At 67.7% G+C, this 19,801-nt stretch carries 18 protein-coding genes; 8 read left to right on the top strand and 10 right to left on the bottom strand.

Annotated elements, in window-relative coordinates:
- Positions 1-6 precede the first annotated feature (6 nt).
- On the bottom strand, positions 7-357 hold the full coding sequence (locus tag AAW00_RS03625; protein WP_047002928.1) for a YraN family protein: 351 nt from the start codon (positions 355-357) through the stop codon (positions 7-9).
- Positions 354-1,196, bottom strand: a complete 843-nt coding sequence (gene rsmI, locus AAW00_RS03620; RefSeq protein ID WP_047002927.1) for a 16S rRNA (cytidine(1402)-2'-O)-methyltransferase — start codon at positions 1,194-1,196, stop codon at positions 354-356. The genes AAW00_RS03625 and rsmI overlap by 4 nt, the downstream gene beginning before the upstream one ends.
- Before the next feature lie 38 nt (positions 1,197-1,234).
- Between rsmI and AAW00_RS03615 the strand changes: the two genes are divergently transcribed.
- Positions 1,235-2,407, top strand: coding sequence for a penicillin-binding protein activator (locus AAW00_RS03615; RefSeq protein ID WP_047002926.1), 1,173 nt, complete (start codon positions 1,235-1,237; stop codon positions 2,405-2,407).
- A 62-nt stretch (positions 2,408-2,469) separates the two neighbouring features.
- Entirely contained in the window at positions 2,470-4,446 is a 1,977-nt protein-coding gene (parE, locus tag AAW00_RS03610) for a DNA topoisomerase IV subunit B (protein WP_047002925.1), read from the top strand.
- A gap of 28 nt (positions 4,447-4,474) precedes the next feature.
- Here parE and AAW00_RS03605 read toward each other — a convergent pair whose 3' ends face one another.
- Complete coding sequence (locus tag AAW00_RS03605) at positions 4,475-5,383, bottom strand: class I SAM-dependent methyltransferase (protein WP_047002924.1); 909 nt, start codon at positions 5,381-5,383, stop codon at positions 4,475-4,477.
- Positions 5,384-5,481: 98 nt separating this feature from the next.
- Here AAW00_RS03605 and AAW00_RS03600 point away from each other — a divergent pair, with 98 nt between their 5' ends.
- The gene (locus tag AAW00_RS03600) at positions 5,482-5,850 is read left to right on the top strand and encodes a hypothetical protein (protein ID WP_047002923.1); all 369 of its coding nucleotides are present in this window, start codon (positions 5,482-5,484) and stop codon (positions 5,848-5,850) included.
- Here AAW00_RS03600 and AAW00_RS03595 read toward each other — a convergent pair.
- Both AAW00_RS03595 and AAW00_RS03590 read right to left on the bottom strand, forming a co-directional pair.
- Positions 5,844-7,046, bottom strand: coding sequence for an exo-beta-N-acetylmuramidase NamZ family protein (locus AAW00_RS03595; RefSeq protein WP_047002922.1), 1,203 nt, complete (start codon positions 7,044-7,046; stop codon positions 5,844-5,846). The genes AAW00_RS03600 and AAW00_RS03595 overlap by 7 nt on opposite strands.
- A complete protein-coding gene (locus AAW00_RS03590; protein WP_241461619.1) occupies positions 7,043-7,510 on the bottom strand; it encodes a DOMON-like domain-containing protein in 468 nt (155 codons plus the stop codon). The genes AAW00_RS03595 and AAW00_RS03590 overlap by 4 nt, the downstream gene beginning before the upstream one ends.
- 142 nt (positions 7,511-7,652) lie before the next feature.
- Here AAW00_RS03590 and tyrS point away from each other — a divergent pair, with 142 nt between their 5' ends.
- The 4 genes from tyrS (at position 7,653) to cysK (ending at position 11,582) form a co-directional block, all read left to right on the top strand.
- Positions 7,653-8,885: a tyrosine--tRNA ligase gene (gene tyrS / locus AAW00_RS03585; RefSeq protein ID WP_047002920.1), complete on the top strand. Its 1,233-nt coding sequence runs from the start codon at positions 7,653-7,655 to the stop codon at positions 8,883-8,885.
- Between the two features lie 68 nt (positions 8,886-8,953).
- Complete coding sequence (locus AAW00_RS03580; RefSeq protein ID WP_047002919.1) at positions 8,954-9,292, top strand: PilZ domain-containing protein; 339 nt, start codon at positions 8,954-8,956, stop codon at positions 9,290-9,292.
- A 68-nt stretch (positions 9,293-9,360) separates the two neighbouring features.
- Complete coding sequence (locus AAW00_RS03575) at positions 9,361-10,665, top strand: MFS transporter (RefSeq protein WP_052761743.1); 1,305 nt, start codon at positions 9,361-9,363, stop codon at positions 10,663-10,665.
- On the top strand, positions 10,662-11,582 hold the full coding sequence (cysK, locus tag AAW00_RS03570) for a cysteine synthase A (protein ID WP_047002917.1): 921 nt from the start codon (positions 10,662-10,664) through the stop codon (positions 11,580-11,582). Before AAW00_RS03575 ends, cysK begins: the two co-directional genes overlap by 4 nt.
- Before the next feature lie 105 nt (positions 11,583-11,687).
- Here the strand turns inward: cysK and hisI are convergent, their stop codons facing one another.
- The gene (gene hisI, locus AAW00_RS03565; protein WP_047003505.1) at positions 11,688-12,056 is read right to left on the bottom strand and encodes a phosphoribosyl-AMP cyclohydrolase; all 369 of its coding nucleotides are present in this window, start codon (positions 12,054-12,056) and stop codon (positions 11,688-11,690) included.
- A 323-nt stretch (positions 12,057-12,379) separates the two neighbouring features.
- Positions 12,380-13,126, bottom strand: coding sequence for a ComF family protein (locus AAW00_RS03560; RefSeq protein WP_047002916.1), 747 nt, complete (start codon positions 13,124-13,126; stop codon positions 12,380-12,382).
- A gap of 41 nt (positions 13,127-13,167) precedes the next feature.
- Between AAW00_RS03560 and AAW00_RS03555 the strand changes: the two genes are divergently transcribed.
- Positions 13,168-13,920, top strand: a complete 753-nt coding sequence (locus AAW00_RS03555; RefSeq protein WP_047002915.1) for a methyltransferase domain-containing protein — start codon at positions 13,168-13,170, stop codon at positions 13,918-13,920.
- Here the strand turns inward: AAW00_RS03555 and ppdK are convergent.
- The 3 genes from ppdK to AAW00_RS03540 are packed head-to-tail and all read right to left on the bottom strand — an operon-like array spanning position 13,898 to position 19,740.
- Positions 13,898-16,576 (bottom strand): pyruvate, phosphate dikinase, encoded by a 2,679-nt coding sequence (gene ppdK / locus AAW00_RS03550; RefSeq protein WP_047002914.1) that lies wholly within the window; start codon positions 16,574-16,576, stop codon positions 13,898-13,900. The genes AAW00_RS03555 and ppdK overlap by 23 nt on opposite strands.
- Positions 16,577-16,636: 60 nt before the next feature.
- Positions 16,637-18,841, bottom strand: a complete 2,205-nt coding sequence (gene glyS, locus AAW00_RS14185; RefSeq protein WP_052761742.1) for a glycine--tRNA ligase subunit beta — start codon at positions 18,839-18,841, stop codon at positions 16,637-16,639.
- Complete coding sequence (locus AAW00_RS03540) at positions 18,838-19,740, bottom strand: glycine--tRNA ligase subunit alpha (RefSeq protein ID WP_047002913.1); 903 nt, start codon at positions 19,738-19,740, stop codon at positions 18,838-18,840. The genes glyS and AAW00_RS03540 overlap by 4 nt, the downstream gene beginning before the upstream one ends.
- Positions 19,741-19,801: the final 61 nt, after the last annotated feature.

Here is a 19,801-nt window from a genome sequence, read left to right as displayed (position 1 = left end):
GGGCTCCTACGGCATCCAGGCATTGACGATGTGGCGCGGCTCGGTGCCGGGGGCAAGGAGGATCACGTCGATGCGGATGTCCTCGCCGCCCAACGCATACTTGTGCGCCACGGCTTCGGTCGCGGCGGCAACGCGGGCCAGCCGGTGTTCGTCGATGGCGTGGTCGAGATCGGCGGCGCGATGGCGCCACTTCACCTCGACGAAGGCAACCACGCCTTGTGTTCGCGCGACGAGGTCGATCTCGCCCACCTTCGTCTTCACGCGGCGAGCCAGCACCGCGTAGCCCTGTCCTTCCAGCCAGCGCGCGGCCCGCGCCTCGGCATCGCGGCCGCTAGTCTCCGCGACCTGGCGCTTCATTCGCCTTTCAGCTCCATCGCGCGGGCGTAAAGCGCCTTGCGGTCGAGCCCCGTAACCCTGGCGACCTCGGCGGCGGCGCGCGAAGCCTTCTCGGTCTCGAGCAGTTCGCGCAGCATGGCCTCGGCTTCGTCCTCGCTCGGCGCTTCCTCTAGCGGCGGGCCTACAAGGAGGACGATCTCTCCCTTGGGCGGATGAGCTTCGTAATGCGCCGCGAGGTCTTCGGCGGTGCCGGTGCGACATTCCTCGAACATCTTGGTCAACTCGCGTGCCACGGCCACCGCGCGGCCCGGCAGCACCTCGGCGATGGCGGACAGGCTTTTCACGAGGCGCGGCGCGGTCTCGAAAAAGATGAGCGTCGTCCGCACCCGCCCCAGCTCGGCCAGCACATCACGCCGGGCCTTGCCCTTGGGCGGAAGGAAGCCTGCGAACAGGAAGCGGTCGTTCGGCAGGCCCGAAAGTGCCAGCGCCGTCAGCGGAGCGTTCGCGCCCGGCAGCGCGGTGACGCTCACGCCCGCTTCCTTCGCATCCTGCACCAGCCGATAGCCGGGGTCGGAAACGAGCGGCATGCCCGCGTCGCTCACCAAGGCCACGGCGCGGGTGCGCATCGATTCCACCAGCCGCGCCCGGTCGTTGGGGGCGCTGTGATCGTCGTAACGCCACAGCGGCTTCGACACGCCGAGATGGCGCATGAGCTTGTGCGTGACTCGCGTATCCTCGCAGGCAATCCCGTCGCAGCGCGCCAGCACGTCGGCGGCGCGCATGGTGATGTCGCCGAGATTGCCAATGGGCGTGGCGACGATGTAGAGTCCGGGGGAAAGGGTCGCGCTGTCGTCGGTCACGCCGCGACCCTTGGACGCGAGGCAGAGGGACGGCAAGTATGTTCGATGCGGTGAAGCGGCTCGCACTGGCGGGGCTCGGCGCGCTCGCGCTGGCGGGGTGCGCAGTCATTCCCGGCGGCAACGAAGCGCCCGTTCGCAATGAGCCCGCCGTGATGCTGCCCCCGCCACCGCCCCCCCCTCCCGATGCCGATGCCCTGCCCGTCGATGTCGAGCGGCACCGCATCGCCCTGCTCGTGCCGCTGTCGGGCGAGAATGCCGAGGTCGGCCAGTCGATCGCCAATGCCAGCACGATGGCGCTGCTCGACACCGGCGCGCAGAACCTGCGCATCACCACCTACGATACGGGCGCGGGAGCCGGCGATGCCGCGCGCCGCGCAGTGGCGGACGGCAACCGCCTGATCCTCGGCCCGCTGGTGCGCGACGACGTCGCTCCGGTGCTGGCCGCGGCACGGCCTGCCGCGACACCGCTGCTCACCTTCTCCAACGATACCTCCGTCGCCCAGCGCGATGTCTTCGTGATGGGCCATATCCCCGACCAATCGGTGGCGCGCGTGGTGACATTCGCGGTCGACCAGGGCGCGCGCACCTTTGCCGCGCTCGCCCCGCGCGGCGACTACGGCGACCGCGCCCTGCGCGCGCTGGAGCAGGCGGTGACGGCCAGCGGTGCGCGGGTGGTGCGCAGCGAGCGGTACGACCGCAACAACACCTCGATCCTCTCTGCCGCCGACCGGCTGCGTGCAGCAGGCGGCTACGACACCGTGCTGATCGCCGATGGCGCGCGCCTCGCGGCGATGGCCGCGCCGCGGCTGAAGGATGCAGGCCAGGCCCTGCCCTCGATCATCGGCACCGAACTGTGGAGCCGGGAGGACGAGCTCACCCGCACCCCGGCGCTGCGCGGTGCCTGGTTCGCCGCCGTGCCCGATGCCCGCTATCGCCAGTTTGCCGCAAGCTACGTCTCGCGTTTCGGAAGCGAGCCTTACCGCATCGCCACGCTCGGCTACGATTCGGTGCTGCTGACGCTGCGACTGGCGCGCGACTGGCAGCCTGGCCGCCCGCTTGTGCCCGCGATGCTGACCGACGAGGGAGGCTTTCTCGGGCTCGACGGGCCGATCCGGTTTTCCGCCGACGGTGTAGGCCACCGCGCGCTGGAGGTCCGCCAGATCGGCAACGGGGCCTTTACCGTCGTCGATCCCGCGCCAACGGGCTCCTGATGCCGGATAACCGCTGCTGTGCGCCTTGAACGCCGGGATTCCGCCAGCCTATATCCCCTTCCATGAGCGATGACCTGTTCGACAGCCTGCCCAAGGGCGGAGGCGATTACGATTCCAGCGCGATCGAGGTGCTGGAGGGGCTGGAGCCCGTCCGCCGCCGGCCCGGTATGTACATCGGCGGCACCGACGAGCGCGCCCTGCATCACCTCGCCGCCGAGGTGCTCGACAACTCGATGGACGAGGCCGTGGCAGGCCATGCGAGCCGCATCGAGGTGACGCTGGAAGAGGGCAACCGCCTCACCATCACCGACAATGGCCGCGGCATGCCGGTGGACGAGCATCCGAAATTCCCCGGCAAGTCCACGCTGGAAGTCATCATGACCACGCTGCATTCGGGCGGCAAGTTCTCCGGCAAGGCCTACGCCACCAGCGGCGGCCTGCACGGCGTGGGCGTCAGCGTGGTCAACGCGCTCTCCAGCCACACGCGGGTCGAGGTTGCCCGCAACAAGGAGGTCTACGCGCAGGAATTCTCTCGCGGGATGCCGCAAGGCGCGCTGAAGAAGGTGGGCGATACGCCCAACCGTCGCGGCACCAGCGTCACATTCGTGCCCGATACCGAAATTTTCGGCGACCGCGCCTTCAAGCCCAAGCGCCTGTTCCAGCTCGCCCGCTCCAAGGCCTACCTCTACGCCGGGGTCGAGATCCGCTGGAAATGCGCCCCCGCCCTCTCCAACGACGACGTGCCGGCGGAAGCGGTATTCCAGTTTCCCGGCGGCCTTGCCGATCACCTGCGCGAACAGGTCGGCGCGCGCGAGTGCGTGACGGCGGATTTCTTCACCGGGCGGCAGGATTTCGCAGAAGAACAGGGCCGCGTCGAATGGGCCGTTGCCTGGCCGCTGTGGTCCGACGGCTCGACCAGCTGGTACTGCAACACCGTACCCACGCCCGATGGCGGCACGCACGAGGCGGGCCTGCGCGCGGCCATGACCAAGGGCCTGCGCGCCTTCGGCGAGCTGACCGGCGCAAAGAAGGCGAAGGACCTGACGGCCGACGACGTGATGACCGGCGCCGAGATCATGCTCAGCGTGTTCATCCGCGATCCGCAGTTCCAGTCGCAGACCAAGGACCGGCTGACCTCGCCCGAGGCTGCGCGGCTGGTCGAGAACGCGGTGCGCGATCACTTCGACCACTTCCTCGCCGACAACATGGACCGCGGCCGCGCCCTGCTCGCCAGCGTCATGGAGCGGATGGACGAGCGGCTGAAGCGCAAGCAGGAACGCGAGATCAAGCGCAAGACCGCGACCAATGCCAAGAAGCTGCGCCTGCCCGGCAAGCTGACCGATTGCTCGGGCGAAGGGGACGGCGAGACCGAGCTGTTCATCGTCGAGGGAGACAGCGCGGGCGGCAGCGCCAAGCAGGCGCGCAACCGCAAGACGCAGGCGATCCTGCCGATCCGCGGCAAGATCCTCAACGTCGCCAGCGCCACCGCCGACAAGATCCGCGCCAACAGCGAAATCGCCGACCTCGGGCTGGCGCTCGGGTGCGGCACGCGCAAGGACTACGACGAGGAAGCGCTGCGCTACGACAAGATCGTCATCATGACCGATGCCGACGTCGACGGCGCGCACATCGCCACGCTGCTGATGACCTTCTTCTTCCAGGAGATGCCGGAGCTGGTGCGCAACGGCCACCTCTACCTCGCGCAGCCGCCGCTCTACCGCCTGACCGCCAACAAGGAGAGCGTCTACGCCCGCGACGACGAGCACCGCGCGGAGATCGAGGCGGGCAAGTTCAAAGGCAAGAAGGTGGAGGTCAGCCGCTTCAAGGGCCTTGGCGAAATGAACCCCGGCCAGCTGCGCGAGACGACGATGGACCCGGCCACCCGCACTCTCACCCGCATCACGCTCCCCGCCGAACATCAGGATCGCCACGCGGTGAAGGAGCTAGTCGACCAGCTCATGGGCCGCAATCCGGAACACCGCTTCAACTTCATCCAGAACCGCGCCGGCGAGGTCGACCGCGACTTGATCGACGCCTGATCGAGCGTTTGCCCGCCAGGTCGTCGTCTCAGTCGCGCGTTGCGCCGAGGTACAGCCAGTCGCCCTGCCCCATGTAATTGCCGACGACCGCGACAGGGGCGAATGCGGCGGCGTAGGCGAGCATCTTCGGGCTGACTTTCCAGTGCGCGGGCGTTCCGAAGTTGTAGGCGAAATCGATGGCCACGTGATGCGCGCCGGTGGTTCGGTATCCGGCCTTCTCGACCATCGCCGCGAGCGTGGCTTCGGAGAACTGGAACAGGTGGTGCGGCGGCTCGGGATGCGGCCAGTAATCGAGCGCCCCGGCAAAGCGCTGCGAGATGCGAGGGAACAGGCCTTCGATATCGGGTGTCGATTGCAGCAGCAGACCGCCCGGTTTCAACAGGCGGCGGATGTCGCGCAGCTCCTGCATGGGATCGGGCAGGTGCTCGATCACGTCGAACAGGGTGACGATGTCGAAGCTGGCATCGCCATAGCCCGCTTCGCGCCAGTCGCCGGGGTGGATCGGCAGTCCGAAATGGGTGCGGGCGAACTCGGCGGTCCGGCGTGAGAGTTCGGCGCCTTCACCCTCGACGCCGTGGGCGCTCGCCTCGCTCAGGAAAATGCCCGAAGAACACCCGATGTCCAGCAACCGCAGCCCTTCGAGTTGCGGCCGAAACCTTCGCAGCATCTTCAGATGCTGGTGTGCGACGCGCAGCTGGCGCCTGTGGTCCTCGCTCTCGGGATCGAGCAGCTGGTCGTGATAAGACGCGGCGACGTCGTAGATGGCCGCGATACCTGCCGCATCGGGCGGGTTGGCGATAAAGGCGAGACCGCAGTCGCAGCATTGCACGAGGCGGTAGCCCTTCTTGGTGAACAGGTGCTCGGCCGAGTGCGACCCGCACAGGTTGCAAGCCGCTTGCGCCGCGGTGTCGCTGGTGATGGCGAGGTCCCTGCCCATGCCCGCGCGCTAGCAGCGGGACGCGAATATCGGGTTAACTCTCTCGCTAGGCGAAACGGAGGCCGCATGATAGCCTTTGCTCCGAAAGGAACCTATCGATGAGGAAAATCCTTCCCTTTGCCGCCCTGATCGCCGCCGCCCCGCTGCTGGTCGCAGCGCAGGAGAGGTTGGAGCAAGCGCCCGCCAACCCGCCCCCGTTGTTCGAGCGCGGCCCCCTCGTGCTGGATGCGCAGCCCGATCTTCAGCTTACGGCGCGCGGTCGCTGCGACGATACGATCCATCAGGTGCGAGAGGAGCGTGGCCTGCCCCGGCTCGACCGCCGCCCCGCCGATCCGGACTACCCCATCCTATTCAAGGCCGTGGACCACACCGTGGACGGGTGTGCCGTGCTGGTCGTGAACGATGGCGACATTCGCCCCCTCCCGCTGCCGCAGGAAGGGCCGCTCCGTCCGCAGCCGGCTCAGTAAAGCAGCAGGTCCGCCACATCCTCGCGCCACCGCGCCTCATCGGGCGCGGCGAGCGCTTCGAGGTCGGCTGGCGTGGACGACGGATCGTCCACCCATTCGCGCAGGGCTGGCCCGCCGTTGATAACGTCGATGGCGAGCACATCGTCGGTGTATTCGTACTTGAAATCTTTGCCGCGCCAGATCGGGTAATCGGCGTGGAGATTGCGGATCGCCTTGAAGGCCAGCGCCTGCAGCCGCCACGGGCGGAAATCCTCGTGGTCGTAGAACGGGCCCTCGGCGTGAATCATCAGCGCGCTGCACAACTGGTGCGCGTGCTTGTGGAAGGTCGGCTCGAACCAGCACTCGCGGATCGCGCAGCCTGCCAGCCATTCGGGCGCGAAGCGGTGCATCTCGGCGAGCACGGCCTTCGCGTCGAGATCGGGCGCGCCGAACAGCACTTCGAGAGGGCGGGTGGTGCCCCTGCCCTCGCTCAGCGTCGCGCCCTCGATCATCACCGTCCCGGCATAGGCGCGCGCCATGTTGACGTTGGCGGCATTGGGCGACGGGTTGATCCACACGCGGTCGCTCGGCCAGCCGTGCCCCGGTCCCTCCGGCAGCCAGTCGAGCATCTCGATAACGCGGTAGTCGACGTCGAGTCCGAAGTGGCGGATGAACCAGTGGCCCATCTCGCCCATCGTCAGCCCGTGGCGCATGGGCATGGGCGCGGCGCCGACAAAGCTCTCGTGCCCCGGCACCAGCAACGTGCCTTCGACCGGGCGACCCGCGGGGTTGGGCCGGTCGAGCACCCACACGCTCTTGCCGTGACGCGCGGCCTCCTCCAGCAGGTAGAGCAGCGTGGTGACGAAGGTGTAGATGCGGCAGCCGAGGTCCTGCAGGTCGAACAGGAACACGTCCGCGCTCGACATCATCTGACCCGTGGGCCGCCGCACTTCGCCGTAGAGGCTGAAAACGGGAATGCCGTATTGCGGATCGGTTTCGTCCGCGGTCTCCACCATGTTGTCCTGCTTGTCGCCCTTCAGCCCGTGCTGCGGGCCGAAGGCGCTGGTGACGTTGACGCCAGCCGCGATCAGCGCATCGAGGCTGTGTGTCAGATCCACCGTCACGGACGCGGGGTGCGCGACGAGCGCCACCCGCTTGCCGGTGAGCTGGTTCAGCAGTTCAGGTTCGGTGAGGAGCCGGTCGATTCCGAATTTCATGCAGCGCGGGTTCGCGCAAGACAGGCGTTGAAGCAAGCCGGATCGTGGAAATCCGGCTTTTCCTTGTGGTGCGACAGCGCCCAGTAGCTTTTCACGCCGCCCTCTTCCTCCAGCACCGCGGCAAGCCCGATCGAGCACGGCGGACCGGGCAGCTGGACGCGCGGCAGGGCGGCATCGAAGATGGTGATCGACTGGCCGGAGCGGATCGAGCAATCGGGTTCGCGCGCGAAATCGCGCTGGCGCATGCCTTCGCGATAGTCGTCGAAGTCGTAAGCGGCCCAGCGTTCGGACGGCGAGAGGTTGAATTCGCTGTAACCCGGCGTGCCGTCGCGCGGCATGATGAACAGCTCGAAGCAGGTCGTCTGCCACAGGTCATCCTGGCGACCCTTGCCCGCGAAGGCAGGAATGACGAGCTTTTCCGAACCGTCGATGCGCCAGCGCACACGCATCCACGCGTCCGTCATCGACAAGATCTTGGCTTCTACCCGGCGAATGCCGAGCGGCGAATGCGCCGCATGTGCGACCAGTTCATGCGTTTGCAAGCAGGCAACCCCGTGCTACCGCCCCCGTCCCTTGACCCTAGTATAAGACGCCAGATCCCCCGAAATGACGACTTACGATTCCGATTTGCTCCGATTGCTCGACGAGCGCGGCTATGTCCATCAGGCGACCGACGCGGCGGGACTGGACGCCCTTGCCGTGCGACAAGTCGTTCCCGGATATATCGGTTTCGACGCGACCGCGCCCTCGCTTCACGTCGGCTCGCTGGTGCAGATCATGATGCTGCGGCGGATGCAGCAGACCGGGCACAAGCCCATCGTCCTGATGGGCGGCGGGACCACGCGCATCGGCGACCCGTCGGGCCGCGACGAAAGCCGCAAGATGCTGACCGACGAGGCGATCGAGGCCAACATCGCCGGTATCCGCACCGTGTTCGAGAAGCTGCTGACATTCGGAAACGGGCCGACCGACGCCGTGATGGTCAACAACCACGATTGGCTGGGCGGCCTTGGCTACATCGAGATGCTGCAGAAGGTCGGCACGCATTTCACCGTGAACCGGATGCTGAGCTTCGATTCGGTGCGTCTGCGGCTCGAGCGTGAGCAGCCGATGACCTTTCTCGAATTCAACTACATGATCCTGCAAGGCTACGATTTCCGGCACCTGGCGCAGGAGATGGGCGCGCGTTTGCAAATGGGCGGCAGCGACCAGTGGGGCAATATCGTTAACGGCGTGGAGCTAAGCCGGCGCATGGACGGAACCGAGTTGTTCGGCCTCACCACCCCGCTCCTGACCACGGCGGACGGCGCGAAGATGGGCAAGACCGCCGCGGGCGCAGTCTGGCTGAACGAGGAGCAGCTACCCGCCTACGACTTCTGGCAATACTGGCGCAACGTCGACGACCGCGACGTGGGCCGCTTCCTCAGGCTTTTCACCGACCTGCCGCTGACCGAGATCGCCCGGCTGGAGGCCCTGCAGGGCAGCGAGATCAACGCCGCTAAGATCGTGCTCGCCGACGAGGTGACGAAGCTGGTGCGCGGCGAGGAAGCCGCCTTCTCGGCCCGCGCCACCGCCGAGCAGACCTTTGCCGGCGGCGGCATGGGCGATGATCTGCCGGTGCTCGACGTTCCCTCCGAAGGCATCCGCATCGGCGCTGCGCTGACGCAGCTCGGCTTCGCGGCATCGGGCGGCGAGGCCAAGCGCAAGCTGGCCGAGGGCGCGGTGAAGCTGGACGGCGAAACCGTGAGCGAGGCGGGCTATCTGATTGAATTGCCGCAGGGCGGCGAGACGCGCCTCAGCCTGGGCAAGAAGCGCCACGCGGCCTTGCGACGGGTCTGACTTTACCAAAAATCCACCTATCGCTGTCACACCGGCCCCCGGTCCAATCGCAAGGGAGTTCGCGGGCAATGGCAGGGGGAGCCCAGTTGTCGGTCACCGATATGCGGCGCGCGTCGCGGCATCCGGTCGACTATTCGGTGATCGCCGAGCACTTGCTGCACGGCGACGTGAAGCTGCACGTCTCGAACATCTCCGCGCACGGCTTCATGGTCGATGACGCGCCGGACATCGCTCGCGGCGACCGCCTGATCATCCGACTGCCTTCGGTGGGCCGGATCGAGGCCTATTGCATCTGGAAGACCGAGGACCGCGCCGGCATGCAGTTCGAGCGGATCATCCGCCTCGACGACTTCCAGGCCATGATCAACGAAATGCAGCCCAACCCCGCCCTGCGGCGGCGCAGTTAGGCGGACCTACACCTCGCACAACTTTAGCTAGCTTGGCATCGCTTCGGCGCGGTGCCATTGGCGCTGGCGTGAGCGAGCCTGCGACCCCTCTCCAGATACCAGATTACCGGCGCTACTGGGTGGCGCGGTTTCTCGCGGTTTTCGCCACCATCTCGATGGTCGTGCTGCTGGGTTACCAGACCTACGACATCGCCCGCGCCGACTATGGCATGACGCGGCCGCAGGCGGCCTTCCAGCTCGGCCTGCTGGGACTTGTCCAGTTCGTGCCGCTGCTGCTGCTGACGCCGCTGGCGGGCCTTGCCGCCGACCGTTTCGACCGTCGCCGCGTGGTGCTGGCCGCCAACCTAGTCGACGCCTTCATTGCGGCCGCGCTCGCCTGGATGACCTGGCAGGACGCGCTCACGCTGCCGATCGTCTTCGCCCTCGCGGCGCTGCATGGCGGGGCCCGGGTCTTCAACGGACCGGCGCTGTCGGCCATCGCGCCCAACATCGTGCCCGCCCGCCTGTTGCCGCGTGCCATCGCGCTCGGCTCCATCGCCTGGCAGGCAGGCTCGGTCGTCGGCCCCTTCGCGGGCGGCCTGATGTTCGAGCACGAGCGCGCGCTGCCCTACGCCGTCTCCGTCGTGCTGCTGGTGGTGTCCGGCCTGCTGATCCAGACCATCCGCCCGGTGCGCGCGAAACACGAGGGGCCGCCTGTCCACCCCTTCCGCCAGATGGCCGACGGCTTCCGCTTCGTGACGAAAGAGCGGTTCCTGCTCGGCTGCATCACGCTCGACCTGTTCGCCGTGATCCTGGCGGGCGCGACGGCGCTGCTGCCGGTTTATGCGCGCGACATCCTGAACGTCGGCGCCGACGGGCTCGGCCTGATGCGCGGGGCCATCGCGCTCGGCGCTGCTGTTGTCGCGCTCTACCTCTCGTTCAGGCCGCTGGAGAACAACGTTGGGGTGAAGATGCTGTGGGCGGTGGTGGTGTTCGGCGCGGTGACGATCGCCTTTGCGGTGTCGACGAATTTCTACCTGTCCCTCGCCCTGCTCGTCACCCTCGGCGCGGCGGACATGATCTCGGTCTTTATCCGCAGTTCGCTTGTCCAGCTCTACACGCCCGACCAGATGCGCGGGCGCGTCTCGTCCATCTCCGGCCTCGCCATTTCCGCCTCGAACGAACTGGGCGAGTTGCAATCGGGCCTTGCGGCGGCAATCATGGGAACGGTGGGCGCGGTGATTTTCGGCGGAGTCGGCGCCATCGTGGTGACGGGCCTGTGGGCCGTGATCTTTCCGGAACTTCGCCGCGCGCGAACCTTTGCCGTCAAGTACGACGAGGCGCCCGCAAGGCGGACCGCCCAGGCCATAGAAGAAAGCGAGCCAGCCCCATGAAATTCGACAACGTCCTCCAGACCATCGGCCACACGCCGCATATCCGGCTTTCGCGCCTGTTCCCCGACCACGAGGTGTGGGTGAAGAGCGAGCGCGCCAATCCCGGCGGATCGATCAAGGACCGCATCGGCCTGGCGATGGTGGAAGCGGCGGAGAAGGACGGCAGTTTCAAGCCCGGCGGAACGATCATCGAGCCGACCAGCGGCAATACCGGCATCGGCCTGGCGATGGTCGCCGCGGTCAAGGGCTACAAGCTCGTCCTCGTCATGCCCGAGAGTATGAGCATCGAGCGCCGCCGGCTGATGCTCGCCTACGGTGCCAGCTTCGACCTGACGCCCAAGGAAAAGGGCATGAAGGGCGCGATCGAGCGCGCGCAGGAACTGGTGGCGGAGACGCCCGGCGCATGGATGCCGAGCCAGTTCGACAACCCCGCCAACTACCGCGTCCATGCCGAGACCACGGCGCGCGAAGTCCTCGCCGACTTCGCCGACAGCCCCATCGACGTGATGATCACGGGCGTGGGCACCGGTGGCCACATCACCGGCTGCGCCGAGGCGCTGAAGGCCGAGTGGCCGCAGATGAAGGCCTATGCGGTCGAGCCCGCGCTCAGCCCCGTCATCAGCGGCGGCCAGCCCGGCCCGCACCCGATCCAGGGCATCGGCGCGGGCTTCATCCCCGGCAACCTGCACACCCAGGCGATCGACGGTGCGATCCAGGTCGATGCCGAAGCGGCCAAGGACATGGCGCGGCGCTGCGCGGCGGAGGAAGGCATGCTCGTCGGCATCTCCAGCGGCGCGACGCTCGCTGCCATCGCCTCGAAGCTCGGCGAACTCGACGCCGGAACGCGGGTGCTGGGCTTCAACTACGACACCGGCGAGCGGTACCTGTCGGTACCCGACTTCTTGCCCACCGAGTGATCGGGCGCAAGACGCCGCTGGCGTGCGAAACGTTGCAACCGGTAAACGTGTGTGCGGCCCGGCATTGGCATAAGACGTACATCTTTGGCCGCTCTCTGCATCCGCTCACCCGGACGGCACGAGTGAGTTGCCGTCGAGCCGGCGGTAGAAGCAGCTGCGCGCACCCGTGTGGCAGGCGGGCCCGGCGGGCCTGACCTTTAGTACCAAGGCGTCCTGGTCGCAATCGACGAGGATTCGCTCGACGTGTAGCACATTCCCCGATGTCTCACCCTTCTTCCACAAGGCGTTGCGGCTGCGAGAGTGGAAGTGGGCGATGCCGGTATCCTGCGTCGCCGCAAGCGCGCGCTCGTCCATGAAGGCGACCATCAGGATTTCGCCGCTGCTCGCGTCCTGGACCACGGCGCTGAGAAGGCCTGCTGCATCGAATTTCGGGCTGAAGGCGCTTCCCTGCTCGCGCGCCGTATCGGTTGAAATCGGGAGACCCTTTCGACTTTGTCCAACAGGTTGCACTTCGCATACCGGTTTGTTGCACGATAATCACAATCGCGGTTCAAAATCCATCGCGCGTTGCGAAGGCGGTTTGATCGGAAACCTTTCGGTGGAATGAATGCGCCTCGGCCTGACGAGCCGGACTTCGTTTGGAGCGCCACATCGGCCAAGGACGGGGGGAGACGGAGCCGGACACCGGCCCGGATCATGAGGGATTGGAGCTGCCGCACCTGCTGGGGGGCAGACGCGAAGCTCCAGCGTTATTCGTCACGCGAACGCCCGGGGGGAAACTCCCGGGCGTTTTGCCGTCAAAGCGCCTCCTCCAGCACGCGAGAGAAGCAGGCAATGCGCACCTTCGCCGCGCCCGCCCGCCGCAGGGTCTCCACGCAGGCGTTGCTTGTCGCGCCGCTGGTGAGCACGTCGTCCACCACCAGGACCTTCGCGCCCTCCAGCTGTCCGGCCCGTGCGGGATTGACCGCGATAGCGCCCTCGAGAGCGCGCGCCCTCGCCGCCTTTCCCAGCCCGCCGAGGCTGGGCGTGGCCTTCGGACGAACGAGACCATCGACCAGCAATTTTGCCCCGGTCAGCTGGGCCAGCTCGCGCGCAAGGAGGACCGACTGGTTGTAGCCACGCTTCCACAATCGCGTCCGGTGCAGCGGCACCGGCACAGCCAGCCACTCGCCCTCCAGCGCCGGCAGCCGCGCCGCCACGAGACGCGCCAGCATGGGCGCCAGCGCAATCTTGCGCCCATGCTTGAAGCGCAGCACCAGCTGGCGCGCCGTGTCGTTGTAGAGCGTACCCGCGGCGATCCCGTCATGCCGCGGCGGGCGCGCGAGGCAGTGGGGGCAGGTATGTCCGAGAGCCGGCGCGTCGTCGCCGAACGGGCGCTGGCACCTGTCGCAGGCGGGCTCGCCAGGAATCGCCAGCTCACTCCAGCAGGCGGTGCACAGGCCGACCTGCGCCGCCAGCCCCTCGCCGCACAGCGGGCAGCGCGGCGGATAGACCAGGTCGACGAGCGGGGCGAAGCTCTCGGCGATCAGCTTGGTGGCGGACATCGGGGCTATGCTGGCGCTCCCGGCAGCTCTAGGCAAGCGCGATGACCGAAGCGCCGCCGCTCATCTTCTCCCCCGTTCGGCGACGTTCGCGCCATGCCCGTATTGCCGGTCTGCAACGCCGCGAGCATGCCGCGCGCTACGTCATCGACGACATGATTGCGGAAATAGCCGAGCGGCTCGCCTTCGTGCGCCGAGAGCCTGGCGCGGCAGCGGTCGTGGGCGACTGGACGGGCGATCTCGCCGCTTATCTCGAGCGGTCCGGCCATGCGATCACCAGGTTCGATGCCGCCACGCTCGACGAAGAGCTGCCCTGGCCGACGGGCGAATTCGACCTGGTGGTGAGCCTAGGCACGCTCGACACCGTCAACGACCTGCCCGGCGCGCTCGTCCACGTGCGGCAGGCGCTGGCACCGCGCGGCATGGCCATCGCCACCATGGTCGGCGGGGCGAGCCTGGGCAAATTGCGCCGCGCCATGCAGGAGGCCGACGGCGACCGCCCGGCTGCACGGATGCATCCGCTGGTCGATCCGCGCTCCGCCCCCGGTCTGTTGCAGCGCGCCGGATGGAGCAATCCGGTGGTCGATACCCAGCGGCTTACGGTGCGCTATTCCTCGCTGGACGTGCTGGTGGCCGATCTGCGTGCACAGGGTCTGGGCCAGGTGCTGGCGAGCGTTCCCCCGCCCCTCACCCGCGCCGCCTGCGAGCGGGCACGCGCGGCGTTCATGGCGCAGGCCGATGCCGACGGAAAGGTCAGCGAGACCTTCGAGATCGTTACCCTGACCGGCGGGCGCTGAGCGCCGCCTGCGCCGCGGCGAGCTTGGCGATGGGCACGCGGTAGGGGCTGGCGCTGACGTAGTCGAGGCCGACCTTCTCGCAGAAGGCGATGCTCTCGGGGTCGCCGCCGTGTTCGCCGCAGATGCCGAGCTTTATGTCGGCGCGCGTCGCGCGGCCGCGCTCGGCGGCGAGCTCGACCAGCTGGCCAACCCCGTCGATGTCCAGGCTGACGAACGGGTCGCGGGCGTAGATGCCCTGGTCGACATAGGCGCCGAGGAACCGGCCCGCATCGTCCCTCGAAACGCCGAGAGCCGTCTGCGTCAGGTCGTTGGTTCCGAACGAGAAGAATCGCGCTTCCTCTGCGATCTCGCCGGCCATCAGGGCAGCCCGCGGCAGTTCGATCATCGTGCCGACGAGATAATCGAGCGTGAGGCCCTGTTCGCCGAAGACCTCGCCTGCCACCCGGTCCACCAGCGCGCGCAGGATTGCCAGTTCCTTGCGCGTGGCGACGAGCGGGATCATCACCTCCGGCACCACCGGCTCCCCGCCCTCGCCCGTCACCGCGCAGGCCGCCTCGAAGATGGCGCGCGCTTGCATCTCATAGATTTCGGGGAAGGTGATGCCGAGCCGGCAGCCCCGATGGCCGAGCATCGGGTTGAACTCGTGCAGTTCCGCCGCCCGCCGCTTGAGGTGGTCGACGCCGACGCCCAGGTCGCTTGCCAGCCCCTCGAAGTCCTCGTCGCGGGTGGGCATGAACTCGTGCAGCGGCGGGTCGAGCAGGCGGATCGTGCACGGCAGCCCGGCCATGGCGCGAAAAATGTCGGCGAAGTCGCTGCGCTGCTCGGGCAGCAGGCGGGCGAGCGCGGCGCGGCGGCCGGCCTCGTCGTCGGCCAGGATCATCGCGCGCACGGCGCTGATGCGGCCGGCGTCGAAGAACATGTGCTCTGTGCGGCACAGGCCGATGCCCTCGGCCCCGAACTGGCGCGCGGTGCGGCAGTCTGCGGGCGTCTCGGCATTGGTGCGAACGGCCATGCGGCGGTGCTTGTCCGCCCAGTCCATCAGCACGCCGAAGTCGCCGGCCAGCTCGGGCTCGATCGTGGGCACCTCGCCCGCCATTACCTCGCCCGAGGCGCCGTCGAGCGTGATCGTGTCGCCTTCCGTCAGTTCGCGGTGGCCGATCCTGAGCGTGCGGGTCTTGAGGTCGATGGAGACCGCCGAGGCTCCGCTGACGCAGGGCCTGCCCATGCCGCGCGCCACAACCGCCGCGTGACTGGTCATGCCGCCGCGCGCCGTCAGGATGCCCTTGGCCGCGTGCATGCCGTGGATGTCCTCGGGGCTGGTTTCGACGCGCACGAGGATGACGGACTCGCCGCGCCCGGCGCGGGTCTCTGCAGTATCGGCGTCGAGCACGATCGCCCCGCTCGCCGCGCCCGGAGAGGCGGGCAGGCCGCGGGCCAGCACGTCGCGCGCGGCATGGGGGTCGAGCGTGGGGTGCAGCAGCTGGTCGAGCGCCATGGGATCGACGCGCAGGATTGCGGTCTCCTCGTCGATCAGCCCCTCGCCCACCATGTCCACCGCCATGCGCAGCGCCGCCTTTGCGGTGCGCTTGCCGCTGCGGGTCTGCAGCATCCACAGCTTGCCCTGCTGCACGGTGAACTCGATGTCCTGCATGTCGCGATAGTGCGTTTCGAGCAGGTCGAACACGCGGGCGAGCTCGGCGTAGGCATCGGGCATGGCCTCTTCCATGCTCGGCGCCTGCGCCCCCGCGGCTTCGCGCGCGGTGCGGGTGAGGTATTGCGGCGTGCGGATGCCGGCGACCACGTCCTCGCCCTGTGCGTTCACCAGCCACTCGCCGTAGTAGGCGCGCTCGCCGGTCGAGGGATCGCGGGTGAAGGCGACGCCGGTGGCGCTGGTGTCGCCCATGTTGCCGAAGACCATGGCCTGCACGTTGACCGCCGTGCCCCAGTCGCCGGGAATGGCGTTGAGGCGGCGGTAGACGCGCGCGCGCTCGCTGTCCCAGCTGTCGAAGACGGCGGCGATGGCGCCCCACAGCTGCTCGGTCACGTCCTGCGGAAACGGGCGGCCCAGCTCGCGCTCGACGATGGCCTTGTACTCGCCGACGAGCGCCTGCCAGTCTTCGGAATCCATCTCGGTATCGCTGAAGAAGCCCTTGTCTTCCTTGGCGATTTCAAGTGCTTCCTCGAACAGGCCATGCTCCAGCCCGAGCACCACGTCCGCATACATCTGGATGAACCGGCGATAGCTGTCCCAGGCGAACCGGGCATGGCCGCTGGTGGCGGCGAGGCCTTCCACCGTCGCGTCGTTGAGGCCGAGGTTGAGCACCGTGTCCATCATGCCCGGCATCGACACCCGCGCGCCCGAGCGCACCGAAACGAGCAACGGATCGCCCGCGTCGCCGAAGCGCTTGCCGACGGCGTTCTCGATGTGGTTCAACGCCTTGGCGACGTTTTCTCGCAAGTCGTCGGAAAAGTTCGCGCCTTCCTTAAGGTAGCGGACGCACTCCTCGGTGGTGATCGTGAAGCCGGGCGGCACGGGCAGGCCGATGCTGGCCATCTCGGCAAGGTTGGCGCCCTTGCCGCCGACGACGGCCTTGTCCTTCTGCCGGGGGTCGGAGTGATCGGCCTGGCCGCCGAAGAGATAGACCGTATTGTTCATTCGAGACCCCGGAATTCTGGACAAGTCAGGCGAAGTGTTCACCGCTCCGTTGTTTATCGATCAGCCCTCGATGCGGCTGAAATCCGCGACTTGGTGCACGGCGTCGCGGAATCGTGCGAGCAGGTTCAGACGCGCCGCCCGCTTGGCGGGGTCTGCGTCGTTCACCGTCACGCTTTCGAAGAAGGCATCGATGGGTGCGCGCAGCGTGGCGAGCGCGGCCATGGCGGCGGCAAAATCTTCCGCCTCGACCGCGCGGGCCGCGGTCGGTGCGGCAGTATCGAGCGCCTCGGTCAGCGCGCTTTCCGCCGGCTCGGGCGTGTAGGAAACGGCGCCCGCCTTGCGCTCGGCCATCTTGGCGTCGATGACCGCCTTCATGTCCGGATCGTCGACCAGCGCAAGCGGGTCCTCCTCCCCGGTATGCGCGATCTCGCCCTCGATGCCATGCCAGTCCTCCTTCTTGAGGATATTGGCGGCGCGCTTGTAGCCAGCGAGGAGGTTGGCGCCGTCGGGCGTGTCGAGGAAGGCGCCAAGCGCACGGGCGCGGGCCTCGATCCTGTCGGTGCGGGCATCCACCTGCCCCGCCCACTCGCGCGAGGCGGCGATGTAGTCGTGGCGCACGCCCTGATCCTTCATCTGCACAGCCAGACGGTCGGAGAGGAACTCCGCCACCTGCGTGCCCAGCTTCGCGCGGCCCAGTCCGCCCCAGGCCTGTGCCGCCTGTTCGAGCGATAATTCGAGGCCGTTGGCCTGCACCAGCCGGAGATAGCCCAGAGCCGCGCGGCGAAGCGCGAAAGGATCCTTCGATCCGGTCGGCAGGATGCCGATGTTGAAGAAGCTGAAGAGGTTGTCGAGCTTGTCGGCCAGGCTGACGGCGACGGTCAGCGGTGCGGTCGGCACAGCGTCGTCCTGGCCGACAGGCTTGTAGTGATCGCGTATGGCGTTGGCGACCTCATCCGGCAAACCTTCGGCACGGGCGTAATAGCCGCCCATAAGACCCTGAAGTTCAGGGAATTCCCCGACCATCTCGGTGACGAGATCGGACTTGCTGAGTTCTGCCGCCTGCCGCGCGAGGTTGTGGTCGCCATTGGGCGCGCGGGCATCGGAGACGAGCCATGCCGCCAGCTTCGCCACCCGCTCGACCTTGTCGGCGACGGTGCCGAGCTTTTCGTGGAAGGTGATGCGCTCCAGCTTCTTCGCGTGTTCGGCGAGCGAGGTCTTCCGGTCCTGCTCCCAGAAGAAGCGGGCGTCGGAAAGTCGCGCGGCGAGGACCTTGCGGTTGCCTTCGACAACCACGGCGGGATCATCGGCCTCGATATTGGCGGTGCAGACGAAGGCATTGGCGAGGCGCTCGGCAGACGGTGCCCCTCCACCATCCTGCGGATGGTCCCCCTCCCCGGTCCGGGGAGGATGGCACACGAAATACTTCTGGTTCACCCGCGCGGTCAGCTGGATGACCTCGGGCGGAACGTCGAGATAGGCCTCATCGAAGCGGCCTAGCAGCGGCACGGGCCATTCGGTGAGGCCGGCGTTCTCGGCCACCAGCCCCTCGTCCTCGACCAGGGTCAGCCCCGCGTCCGCCGCCGTCTTGGCCGCACCATCGCGGATGATGGCGGCGCGTTCCTCGTGATCGACGATGACGTGGCCGGCGCGCAGCTTCACCGCGTAGTCGGCGGCGCTGCCGATGGTGATGTCGCCCGAATGGTGGAAGCGGTGGCCCAGCGTCACCGCGCCGCTGGTCACGCCGTGGATCTCGCAGTCGACGACCTCGTCGCCCAGCAGCGCGACGATGCCGGAGAGCGGCCGCACCCAGCGCAAGGATTCGGTCGAGCGCGACGCCTCGCCCCAGCGCATGGACTTGGGCCAGCTGAAATCGCGCACGATCGCGGGGATCGCCTCGGCCAGCAGGTCCGCCATGGCGCGGCCCGGCTTGTCGATGACGGCGAACCAGGTGGCGCGGCCCTTGACGTCGCGCTCCTCGAGCTGGTCGCGGGTTACGCCGTTCTTGCGGCAGAAGCCGTCGATGGCCGCATCGGGCGCGCCGACGGGCGGGCCCTTGACTTCCTCGCGGACTGCCTTGGTCGCTTCGGGCAGGTCGCGGGCGATCAGGGCGAGGCGGCGCGGGGTCGACCAGGCGGTGATGTCGCCGGGCGCGATGCCGGCGGCATCCATCTCGCGGCGGAACAGCTTTTCCAGCTCCGCCCGCGCGCCGGCCTGCATCCGCGCAGGGATTTCCTCGGAGCGCAGTTCGAGCAGGAAGTCCGTCACAGCGACCACTCCGGATAGTCCGCCTGCCACTTCGGCGTCATCACCTCGGCGTACTTCTCGCAGGATCCGCGCGCCAGATCGCGTACGCGGGCCATGTAGCTGGCGCGTTCCTGCACGCTGATGACGCCGCGGGCCTGGAGGAGGTTGAACAGGTGGCTGGCTTCCACCGCCTGCTCGTAGGCGGCAATGGGCACGTCATGCGCGATGGCGTTGCGGCACTCGGACTCGGCCTTGGCGAAGAGGTCGAACAGGGCGGCAGTATCGGCGACCTCGAAGTTCCATTTCGACATCTGCCGCTCGTTCTCGAGGAAGACGTCGCCGTAGCTGACGCCCTTCCCGTTGAAGTCGAGATCGTAGACGTTGTCGACGCCCTGGATGTACATGGCGAGGCGTTCGAGACCGTAGGTCAGCTCGCCAGCGACGGGCTTGCAATCGAAGCCGCCCATCTGCTGGAAATAGGTGAATTGCGTCACCTCCATGCCGTCGCACCAGACCTCCCAGCCCAGCCCCCAGGCGCCGAGCGTGGGCGATTCCCAGTCGTCCTCAACGAAGCGGATGTCGTGCTTCAGCGGATCCACGCCGATGCGGCGGAGGCTCTCAAGGTAGAGGTCCTGGATGTCCGGCGGGCTCGGCTTCAGGATCACCTGGTACTGGTAATAGTGCTGAAGCCGGTTGGGGTTCTCGCCATAACGGCCATCCGTGGGGCGGCGCGAAGGCTGGACGAAGGCGGCGTTCCACGGCTCCGGCCCCAGCGCGCGCAGGGTGGTGGCGGTGTGGAAGGTGCCCGCGCCCATGCGCATGTCGTAGGGTTGCAGGATCAGGCAGCCCTGCGCGCTCCAGAAATCGTGGAGCGCGAGGATCATGTCCTGGAAGCTGGTCGCGGGATTGGGGCTCGTCATCGCGCGGCGGGCTTTGGCTCAAGGGTGAACGAGCGTCAATGGCAGGCGGCAACGGCGCTTG

This window comes from Aurantiacibacter luteus (assembly GCF_001010945.1).
GTDB lineage: Bacteria > Pseudomonadota > Alphaproteobacteria > Sphingomonadales > Sphingomonadaceae > Alteraurantiacibacter > Alteraurantiacibacter luteus.
This window is presented reverse-complemented; position numbering and strand designations above follow the sequence as displayed.